General features: G+C 35.6%; 14 protein-coding genes. 12 read left to right on the top strand and 2 right to left on the bottom strand.

The window, feature by feature from the left end; all coding sequences use genetic code 11:
• Positions 1–73 precede the first annotated feature (73 nt).
• The 8 genes from HND39_02630 (at position 74) to HND39_02595 (ending at position 15,152) form a co-directional block, all read left to right on the top strand.
• Entirely contained in the window at positions 74–1,099 is a 1,026-nt protein-coding gene (locus HND39_02630) for a T9SS type A sorting domain-containing protein (GenBank protein QKJ97857.1), read from the top strand.
• A gap of 1,902 nt (positions 1,100–3,001) precedes the next feature.
• The gene (locus HND39_02625) at positions 3,002–3,640 is read left to right on the top strand and encodes a T9SS type A sorting domain-containing protein (GenBank protein QKJ97856.1); all 639 of its coding nucleotides are present in this window, start codon (positions 3,002–3,004) and stop codon (positions 3,638–3,640) included.
• A gap of 34 nt (positions 3,641–3,674) precedes the next feature.
• The gene (locus tag HND39_02620) at positions 3,675–6,128 is read left to right on the top strand and encodes a T9SS type A sorting domain-containing protein (protein ID QKJ95251.1); all 2,454 of its coding nucleotides are present in this window, start codon (positions 3,675–3,677) and stop codon (positions 6,126–6,128) included.
• Between the two features lie 137 nt (positions 6,129–6,265).
• Positions 6,266–6,925, top strand: a complete 660-nt coding sequence (locus HND39_02615) for a DUF4159 domain-containing protein (protein QKJ95250.1) — start codon at positions 6,266–6,268, stop codon at positions 6,923–6,925.
• 2 nt (positions 6,926–6,927) lie between these two features.
• On the top strand, positions 6,928–10,320 hold the full coding sequence (locus tag HND39_02610; protein ID QKJ95249.1) for a hypothetical protein: 3,393 nt from the start codon (positions 6,928–6,930) through the stop codon (positions 10,318–10,320).
• 106 nt (positions 10,321–10,426) lie between these two features.
• Entirely contained in the window at positions 10,427–12,085 is a 1,659-nt protein-coding gene (locus tag HND39_02605) for a PAS domain-containing sensor histidine kinase (GenBank protein ID QKJ95248.1), read from the top strand.
• Positions 12,078–13,448 carry a sigma-54-dependent Fis family transcriptional regulator gene (locus tag HND39_02600; GenBank protein QKJ95247.1) on the top strand — a complete coding sequence of 457 codons (1,371 nt, stop codon included), beginning with the start codon at positions 12,078–12,080 and terminating at the stop codon, positions 13,446–13,448. Before HND39_02605 ends, HND39_02600 begins: the two co-directional genes overlap by 8 nt.
• Before the next feature lie 138 nt (positions 13,449–13,586).
• On the top strand, positions 13,587–15,152 hold the full coding sequence (locus HND39_02595) for a response regulator (GenBank protein ID QKJ95246.1): 1,566 nt from the start codon (positions 13,587–13,589) through the stop codon (positions 15,150–15,152).
• Positions 15,153–15,169: 17 nt separating this feature from the next.
• Here the strand turns inward: HND39_02595 and prfA are convergent, their stop codons facing one another.
• The gene (gene prfA / locus HND39_02590) at positions 15,170–16,243 is read right to left on the bottom strand and encodes a peptide chain release factor 1 (protein QKJ95245.1); all 1,074 of its coding nucleotides are present in this window, start codon (positions 16,241–16,243) and stop codon (positions 15,170–15,172) included.
• Positions 16,244–16,319: 76 nt separating this feature from the next.
• Here prfA and HND39_02585 point away from each other — a divergent pair, with 76 nt between their 5' ends.
• Positions 16,320–16,802, top strand: coding sequence for a hypothetical protein (locus tag HND39_02585; protein ID QKJ95244.1), 483 nt, complete (start codon positions 16,320–16,322; stop codon positions 16,800–16,802).
• Positions 16,803–16,804: 2 nt separating this feature from the next.
• Positions 16,805–18,034: a 4-hydroxy-3-methylbut-2-enyl diphosphate reductase gene (locus HND39_02580; protein QKJ95243.1), complete on the top strand. Its 1,230-nt coding sequence runs from the start codon at positions 16,805–16,807 to the stop codon at positions 18,032–18,034.
• Between the two features lie 4 nt (positions 18,035–18,038).
• Here the strand turns inward: HND39_02580 and HND39_02575 are convergent, their stop codons facing one another.
• Positions 18,039–18,992, bottom strand: coding sequence for a DUF561 domain-containing protein (locus HND39_02575; GenBank protein ID QKJ95242.1), 954 nt, complete (start codon positions 18,990–18,992; stop codon positions 18,039–18,041).
• Positions 18,993–19,159: 167 nt separating this feature from the next.
• On the opposite strand from HND39_02575, the gene HND39_02570 reads away from it, so the two are divergent.
• Positions 19,160–20,308: a methionine adenosyltransferase gene (locus tag HND39_02570; GenBank protein ID QKJ95241.1), complete on the top strand. Its 1,149-nt coding sequence runs from the start codon at positions 19,160–19,162 to the stop codon at positions 20,306–20,308.
• Positions 20,309–20,368: 60 nt separating this feature from the next.
• Complete coding sequence (locus HND39_02565; protein ID QKJ95240.1) at positions 20,369–21,697, top strand: adenosylhomocysteinase; 1,329 nt, start codon at positions 20,369–20,371, stop codon at positions 21,695–21,697.
• The last annotated feature ends 41 nt before the right edge of the window (positions 21,698–21,738 follow it).

The raw sequence follows: 21,738 nt of genomic DNA, 5'->3' as shown, positions 1-21,738 counted from the left end.
TTTTCATAATTTCTCTGGTTCACCCATTTCGATGTTCGTTTCGAATCAGCCTTTAACACCGCTGACTGAAGGAATGCTTGAGATTAAAAGTGGTCCGGTTACTCTGCCGTTATCATTTGGCTTAGACACAATTGCAACCGATGGTTTGGATGAAATACTTGAAGAATTTGAGATTCCGCCATTACCTCCAGCAGGTGGTATTGATGCAAGATTTATTCTCCCTGAAAATTATTTTTGGGAATATAACACAGTGAAAGATTACAGATATGGGAATAATTTATTTAGTGGTCAAGTAGATTACAAATTCTCCTACCAGCCATATAATAGTTATGGTATAGAAATATTTTGGTTTTTGCCACCAGGAGTGACAGGTTTTTTACGTGACATAATTAACGGATCCTTTATAAATGTTGCAATTGCAGATTCCGGAAGTTATGTTGTTGTTAACCCACTTGTATTCAGCAAACTCAATTTAATAATCCATTATAATGAATATAATCCAATCGAATTGATATCATTCAATTATTCTTTTGTCAATACGAAAGTTCAGCTTAATTGGACAACCGCAACGGAAACGAACAACTCTGGTTTTGAGATTCTTCGCTTCGCTCAGAATGACAACGAGTGGGAAGCGATTGGTTTTGTCCCGGGATTTGGAACTACTACTGAACCAAAGGCTTATTCATTCACTGATGAAAATGTAACAACTGGAACTTACAAATACCACCTCAAGCAAATTGATTTTGATGGAATTTTTGAATACCTGCCTATCGGACAGGCAGGCTCAAACGAAATAGAAGTGGAAGTTGATTTTACTCCAAAGGAATTTGTGTTATTTCAGAACTACCCTAATCCTTTTAATCCGAACACGGTAATACGATTTGAGATTCCGGGTCAAGCCCGGAATGACAATGTACTAGTGACACTAAAAATTTATGATATTCTTGGGAATGAAATCGTAACACTTGTTAACGAAGAAAAGCAGTCTGGAGTTTATGAAGTTGAGTTTGATGCATCATCACTTGCGTCGGGAATGTATTTGTATAAACTTCAGGCGGGTTCATTCATTCAGACAAAGAAAATGATTTTGACAAAGTAATTTAATCAGGAGGGAAAAATGAAAAAAATATTTATCACTTTTTCTTTTACAATACTATTAATAGTAAGAATTAGTGGACAGGTGGATGTAGATATTCCATTAATAGTTTCAGATGGTACAGATAACATACCACTTGCGATTGGATTGGATTTAACTGCAACAAATTGTATTGACCCACAACTTGGAGAGTCTGATCTCCCCCCTATTCCGCCTTGCGGGTGTTTGTTTGCTTGTTTTGATTTGGCTCCCTATGGATGTCCATACATATCATCTATGAAAGATTACAGAGCTCCGGGAAATCCACCAGCATATCCGTTTACTGGAATGATTCAACATACTTTATGGTGGCAAGTCGCAACACCGGGTCAACCTTTAAATATTACTTATAATATTCCCCCAGGTGCCATTATGAGGATTGTTGACAATATAACGGGTACACTATTAAATCTGGGTCCGCTTACCGGGCAAGGAGTTGCAACAATACCGGGAAGCTATACTGCTTTCGGTACGAAAGCAATAATAAAAATGCAATATAATTGTATAGGCGGTTTTCCTAGTGATCCTATCTTTGGTATTTCTACTCAGAATTTAATTTTTCCTCAGATGATAGTTGGAAATGATACTACTCTACCAGTTACAGTAACTAATATAGGCTTGGAAGATACTTTAAGTATAACAAATATCGTCTCCTCAAACAGCCATTTTACAATCGCTCCAAATTCACTTCCGATTTACCTTGCCCCACAGGATTCACAGGTTTTCCTTATCACAAATACGTCAGATGTAATTGCTGAAGAAGGCACAATTCAGTTTACACACAATGGCTGTGGATCACCTGCCTCCCTGACTGTTTCCGCTCCTGCTGGAATTCCACCAGGACCATTTTTTTCAATGTCCACAACTTCATTGCTATTTATACAAGATACTATTGGAGTAGCAAATAGTCTGCCTTTTACTATTTTTAATGCAGGAGGAGAAAACACACTTTATATTAATTATATCTCATCCAATAACAACTATTTTAGTGTTTACCCAAATTCATTTCCGATTGCAATTGAACCTCTTTCACAGCAGCAGTTCTATGTTACTTACACTTCTGCCGATACATTACAGCAAGGTATAATTGAAATAATTCATAATGCACCCGGATCCCCTGCGTTTCTGAACGTCTCATCGGTTTACAATTATGCTCAGTTTCATATGGATCCGCTGGGTTTATATTTTAGTTCGCACCCGATGACTAAACAAGTAATAATAAAAAATCTGGGAACTTCAGATTCGTTAATCATCAACGGGATAGTTTCATCAAATAACAATTATACAGTTACACCAAATTCTTTACCAATATATATTTCTCCTGGCACGATAAAAATATTTTACGTAACATTAAATAATTCTCCGGGAGTTCAAACCGGGACGATTGAATTTTTTCACAACGCATCAGGTTCACCTGCTGAATTATATGTAACGAATCAACTTGCTGATCCATTGTCAGAAGGAACGATCATTGTTTATAGTGGAAGCCAGTATCGGACCCATTTATTTGGTATTGATCCGACTGCAACAGACGGGATTGACCAACATCTTGGCGAAGCAGATTTGCCTCCCTTCCCGCCACCAGGTGCATTTGAATCTAAATTAATTCTTCCGGAAAATAATTTTGCGGGAACCCTTAGTTCTTATAAAGATTATCGATTTGGAAATATCTTTATTTCAGAAACTATTGAATACAGAATTGCATATCAGCCTGATCTAAATAACTTTATCGAAATAAGCTGGATATTGCCTGAAGAGATGTCAGGAGTATTATTAGATTTAGCAGGAGGTGTTGTAATTAATGTCCCCATTGCTGACTCCGGAAGTTTTGTGGTTCCGAATCCATATGTATTTATCGGATTAAAAATGATGATTGATTTTAATATGGAAATGCCAGCTGAATTGATTTCTTTCAACGCAACGTCACTTGACAATAATGTTACACTTGACTGGTCAACCGCAACGGAAACGAATAACTCAGGGTTTGAGATTAATCGCAAGAAGTTAGAAGCTAGAAGTCAGGAGTTAGAATGGGAAATGATAGGATTTGTACCTGGATTTGGAACTACGACTGAACCAAAGTCTTATTCATTCATTGATGAAAATGTTACAAACGGAATTTACAAATACAGACTCAAGCAAATAGATTTTGATGGAAGTTTTGAATACCTGCCTATCGGACAGGCAGGCTCAAATGAAATAGAAGTGGAAGTTGATTTTACTCCAAAGGAATTTGTGTTATATCAGAACTACCCTAATCCGTTTAATCCGAACACGGTAATACGATTTGAGATTCCGGGTCAAGCCCGGAATGACAATGTACTAGTGACACTAAAAATTTATGATATTCTTGGGAATGAAGTTGCAACACTAGTTAACGAAGAGAAACAAGCCGGAGTTTATGAAGTTGAGTTTGATGCTTCATCACTTGCGTCGGGAATGTATTTATACAAACTGCAAGCAGGTGGTTTTGTTCAAACGAAGAAAATGATTTTGCTTAGGTAAGAATTATAAGTTTAATTTTATATGAGGTAAAATTATGCGTAGCGTTAAAATATCTCTACTGGTTTTTATTTTTTCGATTACTATATCTGCACAGTGGGAATGGCAACATCCTATTCCTCCAGGTAATGGGTTGGTATCCGTAAAGTTTGTTAATGAAACAACTGGATTTGCTGTGGGTGATGAATCAATTGTTTTAAAGACTACAGATTCGGGTAATACTTGGGTCAGAAAGGATGTTGGATATTTTTCTTATTTAAAAGACGTCGAATTTATCAACGAAAATACAGGTTGGATATTGGATTTTTATGGTAAAATTTTGAAAACAACTGACACAGGAGATTCTTGGTTTATTATTTCTGATTTAGAAGACGGTTCCTACTGGGACATGTTTTTTATAAATAGTACTATTGGATGGGTAGCTGGTTACGAAAGCATTTATAAAACTACGGACGGCGGATTAAACTGGTCTCAACAATTTTGGAATTCAGATTATGACATACGTTCATTATTTTTCTTAAGTGAGCAAACAGGTTGGGCAATTGCAAGTGATCTATTTGTTAACCCTACTATTATTTTGAGAACCACTAATGGTGGACTATATTGGGAAGGGTATCCCCAATCAAACATTCCAGATCTTCAGACAATCTTTTTCACAAATTCGTCAATTGGATTCGCAGCTGGTACAGACGGCTTGATATCAGGGGATGAGGGGTATATTTGGAAAACAACAAACAGCGGTATTACTTGGAATAATAATTTTACGGGAAAGCGTTATTATGATATTAAATTTGTCGATTCTCAGACTGGTTATACTGTTGGTGTAGATATTTTAAAAACTACAAATGCTGGTACCAGTTGGAGTAATGTTCTACAAGATGCGGATGTTGCTTCGATTTCTCTTATAGGACAAAATTATGGTTGGACAGTTGGAGGAGCTGGATCAATTTTAAAAACTACAAATGCCGGGCAGGATTGGATAAGAATATCTGATGGAGATCATTATCATCTTAACTCTGTTGATTTTGCAAATCGATATTGTGGAATAGCTGTGAGTCTAGGTGGTAAAATAATTCACACAACAAATGGCGGACAAAATTGGGAGTTATCAGCTTACATCCCATCTTCCTGGCATCTTTATTCAGTAACTTTCCCTGATTCACAAAACGCATGGACTTCTGGTCATTATGGTGTTATATATCATTCAAGTGATGGTGGAAATAATTGGACACTGCAAAATAGTGGTGTATCAATCCCACTTAGATCAATTTATTTTATCAATGCTGACACAGGTTGGGTTGCAGGAAATACTGGCATAATGTTAAAGACTATAAACGGAGGTCAAAATTGGTTTCAGCTTAATACTGGAACTACTGGTTGGCTCCATACAATTTTTTTCCTGGATGAAAATTATGGTTGGGCCGCTGGTTCTTATAGTACTATCATTAAAACCACAGATGGAGGTTTAAGTTGGCAACCTTTAACTGTTCCTGGTGTACAATTTTTTAATTCTGTTTACTTTTTAAATGAGTCGATTGGGTGGTTAGCTGATGGCGCGAGTGGTGGTGCAGCTAGCATTTTTAAAACTACAGATGGAGGAACTAATTGGACTGAACAACTTCAAATTCAAAGTCAGAGTTATAATTTCAATGACATTTTCTTCAAAAATACAAATTATGGCTGGGCAGTCGGTTCAGGAGGAGATATTTGGTATAGCACGAATGGTGGTAATAATTGGAGTTTAAATGAAGTTGATTTCTACAATGGATTAAAATCAATTGCACATTGCGAAACAGATGAACTTTGGATAGCAGGTAGTTATGAATTAATTCTTTATTCAATTAATGGGGGTATTCCAGTTGAACTGATTTCATTCACTGCAGAGTTTCTTGAAAGCAAATTAGAATTAAATTGGACAACCGCAACGGAAACGAATAACTCGGGGTTTGAGATTAATCGCAAGAAGTTAGAAGTTAGAAGTCAGGAGGCAGAATGGGAGACAATTGGCTTTGTCCCGGGATTTGGAACTACTACTGAACCAAAATCATATTCTTTCATTGATGAGAAAATTACAACCGGAATTTACAAATACAGACTCAAGCAAATTGATTTTGATGGAAGTTTTGAATACCTGCCTATCGGACAGGCAGGCTCAAATGAAATAGAAGTGGAAGTTGATTTTACTCCGAAAAAGTTTGTGTTATTTCAGAACTACCCTAATCCGTTTAATCCGAACACGGTAATACGATTTGAGATTCCGGGTCAAGCCCGGAATGACAATATGCTGGTGACATTGAAGGTTTATGATGTTTTGGGGAATGAAGTTGCAACACTAGTCAATGAAGAAAAGCAGGTTGGAATTTATGAAGTTGAGTTTTCGGTAGGTCATCCCGCTTTGCGGGACAGTCCTGATATGGCAACTGGAATTTATTTTTATCAATTGAGGGCAGGACAATTTACAGAAACAAAGAAGATGTTGATGCTTAAATAGTAATTGTCAGATTAATTAAATCAAGGGCAGTATTGAAAAAGTGCTGCCCTTTTTTATTTTTGGTACTTCAAAAATGGCTGTATTTATATCTATAACAAACTATATTTGCATCGAATAGAATTGCAAGTATTAGTCAAATGAAAAATTTATTAATAATATTAATTTTAACATTTAATTTTATATCCCTCCAATCTCAAACCAAAGATGGTTTCCAAATCGCAAGGGTAAAATATCAAGGGGGAGGCGATTGGTATAACGATCCTTCCGGAGAAGTTAATCTTCTAAATTTCATTCAGCAGAATACAAATATTAAAGTTGATGCTCGCTACCAGTTTGTTGATATATCTTCGGATGAAATATTTTCTTATCCGTTTTTATTTATGACCGGACACGGCAATGTTGTTTTCTCAAAAGATGAGGTTTACAGGTTAAGAACTTATCTTGAGAATGGCGGCTTTCTCTATATTGATGATGACTACGGACTTGATAACGCGGTACGTCGTGAAATGAAAAAAGTTTTTCCTCAGAATGACTTTGTTGAACTTCCTTTTAGTTACGGGCTTTATCATTCATTTTACAAATTTGAAAACGGTCCGCCAAAAACACACGAACATGATAAAAAAAATCCGCAGGGTTTTGGTATTTTTGTTAACAACAGGCTCGCTGTTTACTATACTTATGAATCAAATCCGAGTGACGGCTGGGCTGATGCAGAAGTCCATAACGATTCACCCGAAAAAAGAGAAGAAGCATTGAGATTCGGAACCAACATTGTTGTATTTGCATTATCACAATAAAAATGGGAAGCGATTCAAAATATTATCAGGAAATACTGAAGAAGCTTGAAGGTTTTATCAGGAAGGACTATTTGCAGTTTCTTCTTTTTGGAATCCAGGCTTTCGTTGCTGCTGTTCTGATTAATTTTACTTTTTATGCTTTTCTTGAATTGATTGCAAATTTCAATTCGCCGGTACGGACAATTCTCTTCATACTTTTTGTATTGGCTGCAATCGGGTTACTCTTTTACTTTTTGATAAAACCATTTATAAAGTATATCGGAACTATCAGGAAAGAAAACTATTTCAATGCGGCGCAGAGAGTCGGGATAAAATTCCCGGAAGTGAAAGACGAACTTTTGAATTCAATGCAGCTTGTTTCTGAAAACACAAAGGGGAATCTTTATTCACCGAATCTTATTGATGCTGCATTCAGGAATGTTTACGAACGGGTTAAAAATTTAAATTTCCAGTCGATAATTAATTTTGAAAAAGCAAAAAAGGTTCTGCCTTACTTTGCTGCAATTAGCATTTTCTGTTTGGTAATGATTCTGTTTGTCCCCGGTTTAAACGCAGCGTCGTTCAGGTTGTTAAATTTCAACAAAGAATTTATACCTCCGCCCAAATTTGTATTTGAAATTAATCCGGGCAATAAAGAAATAACAAAAGGTGATAGATTAGATATTGCAGTTAGAGTTAAAGGTTCGAAACCACAATCACTTCAACTTTCGATTCGTAACGAGGAAGAAGCTGATTTTCTTAAACAGAAGTTGTTACCGGATTCTTCAGGTATTTATCTATTTACAATTAATTCTGTGAAGAGTTCATTTAAATATTTTGCTGAAGCTGAAGGTGTGGAAAGTGAATTGTTTGAAATAGTGGTGATTGACAGACCAATCGTAAAGACACTTGAACTTGAAATTATTTCGCCCGGATATTCTAAAATTCCTAAAGTTGCTCAGAAGGATAATGGAAATGTTCAGGCTCTTGTTGGAAGCAAAGTTGATTTTAAAATTACTTCAACAAAAAAACTAAACAAAGCTAAACTTGAGTTTAGCGATTCATCAATCATTAATTTGAATGTTAATGACGATGTAGTAGCAGGAAATTTTATTGTGAAGAAGGACAACAATTATCAGATAAAGCTTCTTGATGAAAATGGTAACAGTAATCTTTCTCCAATAACTTATCAGGTTAAAGCTCTTTACGATGCTTTCCCCGTGATTGAATTGATTTCGCCAAATCAAAACACAAACCTGTCAACTGATAACAGACTTCCGCTTGTTACAAAAGTTTCAGATGATTATGGTTTTTCAAAATTATTATTGAATTACAGATTATCTGCCTCGAAATACGAATCGCCTCAAGTTGATTTCAGTACTATAGAAATTCCTGTTGATCACTCCAAGCTTGAAACAGATATCAGCTACATCTGGAACCTGACGCAAATGTATCTCGCTGTGAATGATGTTGTTACTTTTTATCTGGAAATTTTTGATAATGATAATATTAACGGTCCAAAGTCTGCAAGAACTCAGACATTAACGGTTCGTGTTCCTTCGCTGGATGAAATTCTTACAGAAGCGGATCAGGTTCAGCAGCAAAGCGAAACCGATCTTGAACAGGTTCTAAAGGATGCTGAAGATTTGAAAAAAACTCTCGATGAAATTGATAAAGAATTAAAAAAAGATGATCCAAAATTAACTTGGGAAGAAAAACAAAAAATCGAGGAAGCAGTTGAGAAATTTCAGGAACTGCAAAACAAGGTAGATGAAGTTAACGATCAGCTTGGTGATATGAAGCAGAACCTTCAGGAAAATAATCTGCTTTCAAAAGAAACGATGGAAAAGTATATGGAACTGCAAAAACTGATGGATGAAATGACAAGTGAAGAAATGAAAAAGGCAATGGAGAATCTTCAAAATGTTTTGAAAGATATGAACAGGAATATGACTCAGGAGCAGATGCAGAATATGCAGATGGATGAAGAAAGATTCAAAAAAAGTATCGAAAGAACACTTAATTTACTTAAGCGAATTCAGGTTGAACAAAAAATGGATGAATTGCTTAAACGCACTGAGGAAATGACCGAGAAACAGGAAAATCTTTCTGAACAGACTGAACAAAGTGATCCTTCAAATCAAAAAGAAAATGAAAACCTCAGCAAGAAGCAGGATGAAATAACCAAAGAGCTTGAGAAACTTAAAAAAGAAATGCAGGATCTTGAAAATAAGATGAGTGAGATTCCCGATATGCCTAAGGAAGAAATGGAAAAAATGATGCAGGAGTTTGATCAGCAGCAGAACCAGCAGTTATCAGATCAGGCTTCACAGGATATTCAACAGAATAAAAAACAAAAAGCAAAACAGAATCAACAAAATATTTCTAAGAATATGAAACAGATGAAACAAATGATGCAGCAGATGAAAGACTCGATGCAGCAGCAAAACCAGATGCAGACTTTTACAGATATGATGAAAATCCTTGATAATATTCTTTCATTATCAAAAAAACAGGAGGAACTGAAACGTGACGCGGATAATTTAGATCCAAATTCATCTAAGTTGGACGATTTAGCAAAAGAAGAAAAAAGTCTTTCGGATAATCTGAATAACATTATGCAGCAAATGTCTGAACTTTCTCAGAAAACTTTTGCCATCAGTCCTGAAATGGGTAAGTCACTTGGTGATGCTAAAAAGCAAATGGAAAATTCTGTACAATCAATGAAAAACAGAAACGGGATGCTGGCTTCGAATCAACAGGGTGAAGCAATGAAGTCCTTGAATGAAGCTGCAATGATGATGAAAAGTTCGATGGAATCTATGATGCAGGGAGGAAATGGTCAGGGAGGAATGATGTCGCTAATGCAGCAATTACAGCAAATGTCTGGTCAACAGATGAACCTGAATAATCTTACACAAATGCTTCAACGTATGCAGCAGGGTGGATTGACTCCGCAGCAGCAAATGGAAATGCAAAGGCTTACTCAGCAACAGCAGTTAATTCAAAAATCGCTTGAACAGCTTGACAAAGAGTCGAAGGTATCAGGGCAGTCACAAAAACTTCCGGCAGATCTTGAGGAAATTTCGAAAAAGATGCAGGAAGTTATAACTGATATGCAGGGTCAAAAGCTGGATGACGAACTTCTGCAAAAACAGGAAAATATATTAAGTAAACTACTGGATGCACAGAAGTCAATAAATGAACGGGATTATGAAAAGGAAAGAGAATCCAGATCAGGTGAAACAGCCAATCGAGATCTTCCGCCTGAACTGAATCTGTCTTCACCAAATGCTCAGAATAAAATAAAAGATGAATTGAATAAAGCCGTCAAGGAAGGTTTTTCCAGAGATTATGAGGATCTTATTCGGAAGTACTATGAATTACTCGAAAGTGAAAACATTGAAAAACAATAGAATAATTATTTCAGACTGACCAAATTTCTTTCCGGGATTTTAATCCAAATTTAATCCCGAATTTAACTTTTTTATTTAATTCTGCATATCTTTGAGCAATTAAAATATGCCAATACATTCTTTAATAGAAAATACACTCCACATTATTTCCAAGATAAGCTATAGCAGACAGGGATATCTGTTGCAGCTTAATGATCATGGTTACGAAGTACTAAATATTTGGGGTGGACGAGATACAGATTTTACAAAGCTAAATGATTTGATCTTCAAATTGTTTAAAGCCGGCGGATTTGATACGGAAAAATTTAGTGAACTTCCTTCAGTTCCTGAATTTCTAAAAGAGAGATTTGCGGCTTCATTTTTTATTAAGGATCTGATTTTCTTTTCTGAAAGGAATCTCTTCATCTATATTCTGCTCTTCTCGGACTATCCTGATGAGTTTAAAGAAGAAACTAAAAACCGGATATTACCGGTGCTTTCTATTCTCAGCCATCAGCTAAAAATTTTCATTGAGCAACGACCCGATTTTAATCAAAATCGTACGGAGAATAAATATGATTCGCAACAGGATAATAAAACATTGGATGAATGGGAAAACAAGTTCAAGCTGCTGGTTAATACTTCACCGGATTTGATTTTCATTCTTGATAGTTCAGGAAAATTCATTCTCACAAATGATGCTGTGAAAAGTTATCTCGATTACCAGCCTGATGAATTGAAAGGAAAATATTTTTTGGATTTTATCAATGTGAAAGATTCACCATCTATTAATCTTTCATTGAACAAAGTATTAAGTGATAAAAAGCCATTAAAATTTAATGCAAGTCTTATAACAAAATACGGGCAGTCTTTTCCATTTGAAATAAGCTGTAATACAATTTTTAGCAATAATAAAATTTTAGGTTTGTTAGCAGTAGGCAGAGACTTAAGTGATAAGCAAAGATATGAAACAGAGTTGCAGAAGCTAAAACCGAAATTAACTGAAGTGAATAGATTATTAAAAATCGAAAGAGCAAGGACTTCTCCGCAGAAATCAGTCGTTGAAGAACTCAATCGTCTGAAGTATGATTTCATATCTGGCATATCTCATGAATTCCGAACAACTCTGGCTTCAATAATTGGTTTCTCAGAAACTATAGTATCTGATCCGGATTTAGCTGAATCCATGAAAGAAGAGTTTATGAAAGTGATAATGAGTGAGGGCAAAAGGTTAGCAAAATTAATCAACTACTTTTTAGATGCTTCTGATCAGGATAAAGAATTAGTTATAATTAATAAAACGAATTTTGGTCTTCAGAGGTTAATTCAGGATGCAATAAATGCAAATTCAGAATTAGCTTCTTATAAAAATATCAAAATTAATTTTGAGCATCCTGAAGAAGAAGTATTTATTGAAGCTGATAAAGATAGTCTCTCTCAGGTAGTTACTGCACTCATAAATAATGCTGTTAGATTTACTGATGAGCTTGGAAGAGTGAAAATCATTGTAAATAATTTTGTCAGAGAAGTTGAAATTATCATTAGCGATACTGGAATTGGTATTCCTGAGGTCGATCAACCATATATTTTTCAACGATTTTTCAAAGTTAGCAGAGGAGTCAGTGATATCCCGAGCACAGGTGTTGGCTTGGTTTTTGTAAAACAAATAATCGATTTACATAAAGGTTTAATAACAGTTCAAAGTGAAGCCGGAAGTGGAACCACTTTTTTGGTAAAATTGCCCAAAAGAAGTAAAATTGAGAAAAATGAGGTAAATTTTGAATAAACTCATATTCATAGTTGATGATGAACAATCCATATCTAAGCTTTTATCCTTCTGGGTAAAAGATAAATGGGGTTATGAAGTTGAAGTTTTCCCGAACAGTGAATCAATGTTTAAGAAGATGAGCTCCAAACCTGATTTGATTTTACTTGATATAATGTTACCGGGTTTAGATGGTATTGAAACATTAAGAAGAATAAAACAAATTGATGAACATCTGCCGATCATAATGCTCTCTGCACAGGGAAGAATTGATGTTGCTGTTGACTCGATAAAGTATGGAGCATTCGATTATTTTGCTAAACCAATTGATCAGCAAAAACTTGAGTTAGCAGTTAAAAATGCAATTCGTAATTATGATCTTGTAAAAGAACTTCAGAATCTTAAAGAGAATGTTAAAAAAGAATACAGCTTTGATAATATTATTTCCGCTGATGGAAAAATGCAGGATGTATTCAAACTTGTTTCAAAAGTTCTCGATAATGACATCACAGTTCTGATTTATGGTGAAAGCGGAACAGGAAAAGAACTCATTGCCAGGGCGATACATTATAACGGAAGACGAAAAGATAAACCATTTGTTGTTGTCAACTGTGCATCCATTCCAAGAGAACTGCTTGAAAGTGAATTGTTTGGACATGAAAAAGGATCATTCACCGGAGCTCATCAAAGAAAACTCGGAAAGTTTGAGTATGCAAAGGACGGTACAATATTTCTCGATGAAGTCGGCGAACTTGAGATGATGCTGCAGGCAAAACTTTTAAGAGTGATCCAGCAAAGAGAATTCGAACGTGTTGGTGGTACGGAATTAATAAGAACTAATGTCCGGATAATTTCAGCTACGAACAGAGATTTAAAACATGCCGTTGAACAAAAACAGTTTCGTGAAGATTTGTTTTACAGATTAAACTCATTTCCTATATTCATTCCACCAATAAGGCAGAGAAGAGCAGATATTCTTGTACTTACTGAATTCTTTGTTGATGAATTTAATAAAAAACTTCAGAGAAACGTTAAAGGCTTTACCAAGAAAGCCTTGAAACTTATTTACGAATATGACTGGCCGGGAAATGTGAGAGAGATGGAAAATACAATAGAACGCTGCATGATTATCTCGGATAAAGATCAACTTGATGTGGACGATTTACCTCAGCATATACGTGCTGCTGATACTTCCGCAGTTGTGGATCAGCAAAGCGTTATGTTTTCAGACGATAATATTATTCCATTTGAAAAAATAAAAGAAAAATCGATCAGGCACGCACTGAAAGTAACCGGCGGCAACATAGTTGAAGCAGCAAGAAAACTTCAACTTGGGAGAGCCACTATTTATCGCTTAATGGAAAAATATGGCATTGAAAGCTGAAACTGTATTCCTAGATTAAAATCCTCCCAACAGACATACTTTAATTCTCATCCGTAAGTTTTGGAATGTTGGAATGCTGATAAAAAGCTGCTGTCTAAAGAAAGTAAATTCAAAATTAACGAACAGGTTATACGTCAAATGAGTTTTAATGATAAAAAGTCGATCCTGGTAATTGATGACGATATAACCATCCGCAAACTGATTTCCCATCATCTGAATCTTAATAATTACAAAGTTTATCTTGCCGCAAATACTGACGAAGGATTTACTCAGTTAAAGAATAATAAAATCGAATTGGTTTTATGTGATATTATGATGGATAAGATGGATGGATTTACATTCTGCAAACTTGTTCGTGAAAATGAAAATTACCGTTCTATCCCTTTTGTATTTGTTACAGCAAAAAACACACTCGAAGACAAATCAAAAGCTCTTGAAGTTGGTGGAGATGATTTTATTACAAAACCATTCAATGTTGATGAGCTGATTCTGAAAATAAAATCACTGATACGTCGTACAGAAATCAATCGTATTTATGGTACAAGAAAAAATCTTCAGGAAGTATTCTCTGCAAAAAAATATAAAGTTCTTATTGTAGATGATGATAGAACCGCTTTGACCATTTACCAAACCGGACTCACGAAGGAAGGAATTGATTGTCAGGTTGCAGAAACTGCGGGTGATGGATTAAAAATAGTGAAATCATTTCAACCTGATTTAGTTATTACCGACGTGATGATGCCGGAAATTGACGGATTCAAATTCCGTGAAATGCTTTTAGACAATCCGGAAACTGCATCAATACCTGTTGTCTTCCTGAGCAACATAAATTCTGAACAGGAAATTTTAGAAAGTTTTAATAAGGATATCGTTGACTACCTCCAAAAAGATTATGGGTTCAGGATTGTTATTGCTAAAGTTCTTGCAATATTGAAGAGTCTGAGTAAAGAAAGAAGTCGGGTTATAACCGAACTACATGAAGCATCGGAATTACTGAAGACCAGCGTTGTTCCTGAAAAAGTTCCTGAGTTTGAGAACTTTAATATTCAGTACTGGCATCTGCCGTTTACAGGAATTCCAGGCGGAGATTTTATTGACCACTTTCTTCTCGATCAGGATAATTTAGCACTGATACTTGGTGATGTTATGGGTAAAAAATGGGGTGCGTGGTATTTTGCTTATGCATACGCAGGTTATATCCGAAGTGCTATTCATTCAGTTATTACTGAAGGAGATATTTCTTCTCCGGCAAAAATTATTAGCAAAGTTAACAAACTGGTCTATCAGGATTCTAAGATATCAGAAGTGTTCTCCACACTTTCAGCTGTAATTATAAATAAACGGAAATTAACTCTCGGATATTCGGGTGCCGGAGATATGCCCATACTTTATAAAAACAACGGTACTGGCGAGATAATGAAAATTGAATCAAATGGTTCATTGTTGGGATTTAACAATGATGCAGTGTTTGATGATGCAATACTTCAAATGCAATCTGGTGATGTAGTAATTTTATCTACAGATGGGATGATTGAATGCCGCAACTCGGAGGGTAAACAGTTTGGTTTAAGTAAACTTGTGAAGACGATACAAAGGGAAAATTTTAATCAGGATCCTGCTGCATTTCTCAAAGAAGAAATTAAATCATTTAACCAGTTTTCATTCGATGATGATGTTAGTGTTATAACGGTTACAGCAAAGTGAATTATCATCACCTGAAATTATTCTGTAGCCTGTAGCTTTTCTGTTTTGTCAGCTATTTTTAACTGTTCAATAATCTCATCAATACGACCTTCCATAATATTAGAGAGGTTGTAGAGAGTTAATCCAATTCTATGATCAGTCAATCTGTTTTGAGGGAAGTTGTAGGTTCTGATTTTATCACTTCGGTCACCGCTTCTTACCATTGATTTTCGTTGTGCAGATATTTCTTCATTCTGTTTTTTAAGTTCAAGATCATAAAGTCGTGCCTTTAATACTTTCATTGCTTTCTGTCTGTTCTTCAACTGGGATCTTTCATCCTGGCACTGAACAACAATTCCTGTGGGAAGGTGAGTAATTCTAACAGCGGTTTCAACTTTGTTAACATTCTGTCCACCTGCACCTCCCGAACGGAAAATATCAATCTTTAAATCATTTTGATTTATTTCTATCTGAACATCTTCAGCTTCAGGAAGAACCGCCACTGATGCAGCAGATGTGTGAACTCTTCCGCTTCCTTCTGTTTCCGGAACTCTTTGTACTCTGTGTACACCACTTTCAAATTTAAGATCACCATACACATTATTTCCGCTGAGAGAAAATATAGCTTCTTTAACTCCGCCCAAACCTGTATCATTAATATCAATCAGCTCAAGCTTCCACCCACGCATTTCAGCATAACGGCTGTACATTCTGAACAAATCACCTGCGAATAGTGCGGCTTCTTCACCTCCTGTACCGGCTCTGATTTCCATAATTACGTCTTTATCATCGTTAGGATCTTTTGGCAACAACAGAACTTTTATTTCTTCCTCAAGCTTATCTCTTTCAGTTTTAAGTTCGTCAAGTTCTGTTAGAGCCATTGTAACAAGATCGCTGTCGCTTACAGTATCAATAATTTCTTTATTGCCATTAATATTTTTCAGCACTTCAGCATATTTTTCATAAGCTTCTACAATTTCAATCAGGTCACTTCTTTCCTTGGTAAGAGAAATCATTTTCTCTCTGTCAGAAGCAATTTTAGGATCTGAAAGCTGTTCGTTGATGCCATCAAACTTTATTTTTATTTTTTCTAATTTATCAGCTAAATTCATATTGTATTTCTTAAAATTGTGTGCAAATATATTAAAGCACTTTCTGAAAATCTAAACATTAGAAGATTTCACCCCAATGAATACCACAGGTAAACCTGAATTGAAGAATCAATTACGAATCACAGGTTTAATTTTTTATTCTCTTTTTTCAGGGGTGATAATATTCTTCATTATTGTAATGATAATTTTCCAAAGCACTGATAATCCGGAGAACGGGGAAATTGATAAAATATTTGTATTTATTATTCCGGTTTTTGGATTGACAGCTATGTTTTTTGCACGATTTCTGTATAACCGAATGATATTAAAATTAAATCCTAGTAGTAACATAATTCAAAAGATAGCCAATTATAGAACTGCAAAAATTGTTTCCTGGGCTATGATTGAAAGTGCATGTTTTTTGGCACTTATAGCAACTATGCTGACATCGAATTATCTTTACACAGTGGTTTTCCTTTTCCTTGCAGGTTATTTTATTTTACTGAGACCTTCAAAGGAATCGCTGATACGTGATATGCGTTTAAATGCAGAAGAAAGTGATTTAATTTTAAAGAGTTAATTATGAAAAAGTTTGATATACCAATACATTATAAAAGTTCTTTCATCACTCAAATAAAGAACAACAGAAAGCTTGATGACCCGCGTAAAAAAGATTTCTCACCGACGCTGCTTGATTTCGGTCCCGTAAAATTTTATCTCGCCCGTCATTTTGGTTTCTGTTATGGAGTTGAAAACGCAATCGAAATAGCTTATAAAACCATCGAACAAAATCCGGGAAAAAGAATTTTTCTTTTGAGCGAAATGATTCACAATCCCGGCGTTAACAATGATTTGCTGAGTATGGGTATCAGGTTCATTATGGATACAAGCGGGAATCAACTCATTGCCTGGGAAGAGATTAAAAGCGATGACATAGTGATAATACCAGCTTTTGGAACTACTCTTGAAATAGAAAAAAAATTAAATAAGTTGGGTGTAAATCCGTATGCTTTCAACACAACCTGTCCTTTTGTTGAAAAAGTCTGGAACCGCTCAGAAGACCTTGGGAAAAAAGATTATTCTATAATAATCCATGGCAAACATTATCACGAAGAAACAAGAGCAACATTTTCACACTCAATACAAAATTCTCCTTCCGTTATCGTTCGTAATCTTGAGGAAACAAAATTTCTTTCTGACGTAATACTTGGTATAAAAACAGAAGAGGATTTTCTTGCATACTTTAAAGGAAAATATTCTGAAGGATTTGATGTCAGGAAAGATCTTGAAAGAATCGGTGTGGTAAACCAAACAACGATGCTTGCCGTTGAAACGCAGGAGATAGCTGATCTGTTAAAAGATACTATGATAAAAAAATTTGGTGTTGAAAATATTAACAGACATTTTGCTGATACCCGTGATACTTTATGTTATGCAACTAACGATAACCAGGATGCAACTTATGGTATGCTTGAAGTGGAAGCAGATTTTGCAATTGTAGTTGGTGGTTACAATAGTTCAAATACGACAAACATTGTGAAAATTTGCCAGGAAGAAATCAGAACTTACTTTATTGATTCTGCTGAAAGAATAATTTCCGAAAATGAAATCAACCATTTCGATGTGCATAAACAAACAATTACATTTTCAAAAAACTATCTACCTGCAAAGTATCCGGTAGAAATAATGATAACCAGCGGAGCTTCCTGTCCGGATGCTGTTGTAGAAGCAGTGATAAGAAGATTAGTATCGTTCTTTGAAAATTCAAAGGATGTAGATACGGTTGTTAATGATGTTCTCGAAGCGATTTGATTGCTTATCGGATCAGCAAGTTATTTCTTTTCTGAGCTTCCGAAGTTTCAACCAATAATTTTTTAAATAATTCTTTAACAGTTAGGATTTCATTTATCAATCCGGAACTTTGTCCTGCTTCAAGCTCACCTTCATTTTCATCACCTTCAAATATTCCGGATCTTTCTCTTTTTGAACCAAGTAATTGCATTAGCCTGGCTTCATCCCAGCCCTCTTTTTCAGCTTGAAGTGCGCGAAAAGCGAAATCATTTTTTAACATTCTCACAAGTCCGATTTTTTTAAATGCAAGTACAGTTCCATCATCTTTAGCCTCAACAACTTTCTTTTTATAATTTTCGTGAGCTGAAGATTCAATTGTCGCGGCGAATCTCGTTCCGATTTGCACACCATCTGCACCGAGTGAAAATGCAGCAAGTATTCCTCTGCCATCAGCAATTCCTCCTGCTGCTATCACAGGAATTTTTACTGCATCAACAAGCTGTGGAATCAAAGAAAGTGTTGTTGTTTCATTAATCCCATTATGACCACCAGCCTCAACACCTTCACCAACTACTGCATCACAACCAACTTCTTCAGCTTTTAAAGCATGTTTTACAGATGGAATTACATGAGCTACTTTAATATTACTTTCTTTGAATTGCCTGATAAATTTTCCCGGATGACCAGCAGAACTAAAAACAATTTTAACACCTTCTTCAACAGTTACTTTAACAAGCTGATCTACATCACGCCTCATTAGCGGAATGTTTACACCGAATGGTTTGTCAGTTGCTACTCTGCATTTCTGGATATGTTCTCTCAAAAGATCAGGTTTCATAGAACCAGAACCAATCAAACCGAGACCACCTTCATTTGATACTGCTGAAGCTAATTTCCATCCTGAAGCCCAGACCATTCCAGCCTGAATAATAGGATATTCAATCTTGAAGAGTTCTGTAATTTTTGTGGATAATTTCATGCTATGTTACTTCACTCAAAATAATATCTGATTAAAATTAATTTATAATTTTAATACCAAAGTTAAGCCTGTTTAACTTGTTATTAAAAACCCCTTTCCCTAAGTTTGTAAGCCTTTTTTCAAAAAGCGCTTATAGAAAATTTTTCATTTCATAAAGGTAGATAATAATGTCGTTTTTCTTTACATCAGAATCAGTTTCTGAAGGTCATCCTGATAAAGTTAGTGATGCAATTTCCGATGGAATTCTTGATGCAATCTATGCTCATGATCCTTACGCAAGAGTAGCTTGCGAAACATTCGTAACAACCGGATTAGTTTTAGTTGGTGGTGAGATTACTACTAAAACCTATATTGATGTTCCGGCAATTGTACGTCAAACAGTTGAAAAGATTGGCTATACAAAAGCAGATTATAAATTTGATTCAGAATCTTGTTCTGTACTTAATGCGATTCATTCACAATCACCGGATATTGCAATGGGAGTTGATACCGGCGGTGCCGGAGATCAGGGAATTATGTTTGGTTATGCCTGTGATCAGACTCCTGAGTTAATGCCGATGCCAATTGTATTCGCACATAAACTTGTAAAAAGGCTTGCAGACATTAGAAAAAGAAATAACGGATTAATGCCTTACCTTCGTCCTGATTCAAAATCACAGGTAACAATCGAATACAATGACAACGGAAAACCATTAAGAGTTGATGCAGTAGTTATTTCGACTCAGCATGATGCAAATACAAAACAAAGTAAAATAAAATCAGATGTAATTCAGAATGTGATTAAGAAAGTAATACCTGCAAAATATCTTGATAAGAATACGAAGTATTTTGTAAATCCAACCGGAAGATTTGAAATTGGCGGACCACACGGTGACAGCGGATTAACAGGAAGAAAAATTATAGTTGATACTTATGGTGGCTGGGCTCCTCATGGTGGTGGTGCATTCTCTGGGAAAGATCCTTCCAAAGTTGATAGAAGCGCTACTTATGCTGCGCGACACATTGCAAAAAATGTAGTTGCTGCAAAACTTGCAAAAGAATGTTTGGTGCAGGTTTCTTATGCAATTGGTGTTGCACAACCAATTTCTGTTTTCGTTGATACAAATGGTACTGGCGTAATTTCCGATAAAGCTATTTCACAAATGATCCAGAAAGAAGTTGATCTAACTCCGAAAGGAATTATTTCAAGATTAAAATTAAGAAGACCAATTTACCAGAAAACTTCGGCTTATGGACATTTTGGAAGAAATGACAAAGATTTTACCTGGGAAAAACTTGATCTTGTTCCAATATTCAAGAAGTACCTAAAAAAATAATTTATGTGTATCGAACTTTTGTTGGCTATTTATTATTACTAAAAAAAGATAAGGTTAAAAATGAGTGACGTCGCAATTAAAAATGATGTGAAAATTCTTCCGTTTAAAGTGAAGGATATTTCGCTGGCAGAATGGGGAAGAAAAGAAATTATTCTGGCTGAAGCAGAAATGCCGGGTTTAATGTCTATCAGAGAAAAATATAAAAAAGAACAACCACTTAAAGGCGCACGAATTGCCGGTTGCCTTCATATGACAATTCAGACAGCCGTGTTGATTGAAACTTTAAAAGATCTTGGTGCTGAAGTTCAATGGTCTTCGTGTAATATTTTTTCTACGCAAGATCATGCTGCCGCTGCAATTGCAAAAGCAGGAATTCCTGTTTACGCATGGAAAGGTGAAACGCTTGAAGAATATGATTGGTGTATTGAACAAACTTTATTCTTCGGAAAGGATCGCAAGCCATTAAATATGATTCTTGATGATGGCGGTGATTTGACAAATGTGGTTCTTGATAAATATCCTGAACTGATAAAAGAGATTAAAGGAATTTCCGAAGAAACAACAACAGGTGTTCATCGCTTGTATGAAAGAGAGAAGAAGGGAACTCTTCCTGTTCCTGCATTCAATGTTAATGACTCTGTAACGAAATCAAAATTTGATAATAAGTATGGATGTCGTGAATCTTTAGTTGATGCATTAAGAAGAGCAACAGATTTAATGATGGCAGGTAAAGTTGCAGTTGTTGCAGGTTATGGCGATGTTGGAAAAGGCTCTGCTCAATCACTTCGAGGAGCCGGAGTCAGAGTAATCGTAACTGAGATTGATCCGATTTGTGCTCTGCAGGCTGCAATGGATGGTTACGAAGTTCAAAAAATGGAAAAGGCTGCACCGCGTGCTGATATAATTGTAACAGCAACAGGAAACTATAATGTAATTAATGAAAAGATATTTAAACTGATGAAAGATAAAACAGTTGTCTGTAACATTGGTCACTTCGATAATGAAATTGATATGGCGTGGTTGAATAAGAATTTCGGAACTACAAAAGACAACATCAAACCCCAGGTTGATATGTACACAATTGATGGAAAAAATATAATCGTTCTTGCTGAAGGAAGATTGGTAAACCTCGGCTGTGCAATGGGACATCCGTCTTATGTAATGTCAAATTCATTTTCAAACCAGGTTCTTGCACAAATCGAACTTTGGAATCATCATAAAAAATACGAGAACAAAGTTTATACATTACCAAAACATCTTGATGAAATGGTCGCAAGACTTCATCTTGCCAAAGTTGGTGCTGAACTTGATGTTCTCAGATCAGATCAGGCAGAATATATTGGTGTTCCTGTTGAAGGACCTTATAAACCTGATTATTACAGGTATTGAAAATTATTTCAATATGCCGGTCCTGTCAAGGCTGGCATTTT

Source organism: Ignavibacteriota bacterium (assembly GCA_013285405.1).
GTDB lineage: Bacteria > Bacteroidota > Ignavibacteria > Ignavibacteriales > Ignavibacteriaceae > IGN2.
Note: the sequence above shows the minus strand (reverse complement) of the source record. Positions and strands in the feature narration are given on the sequence as shown.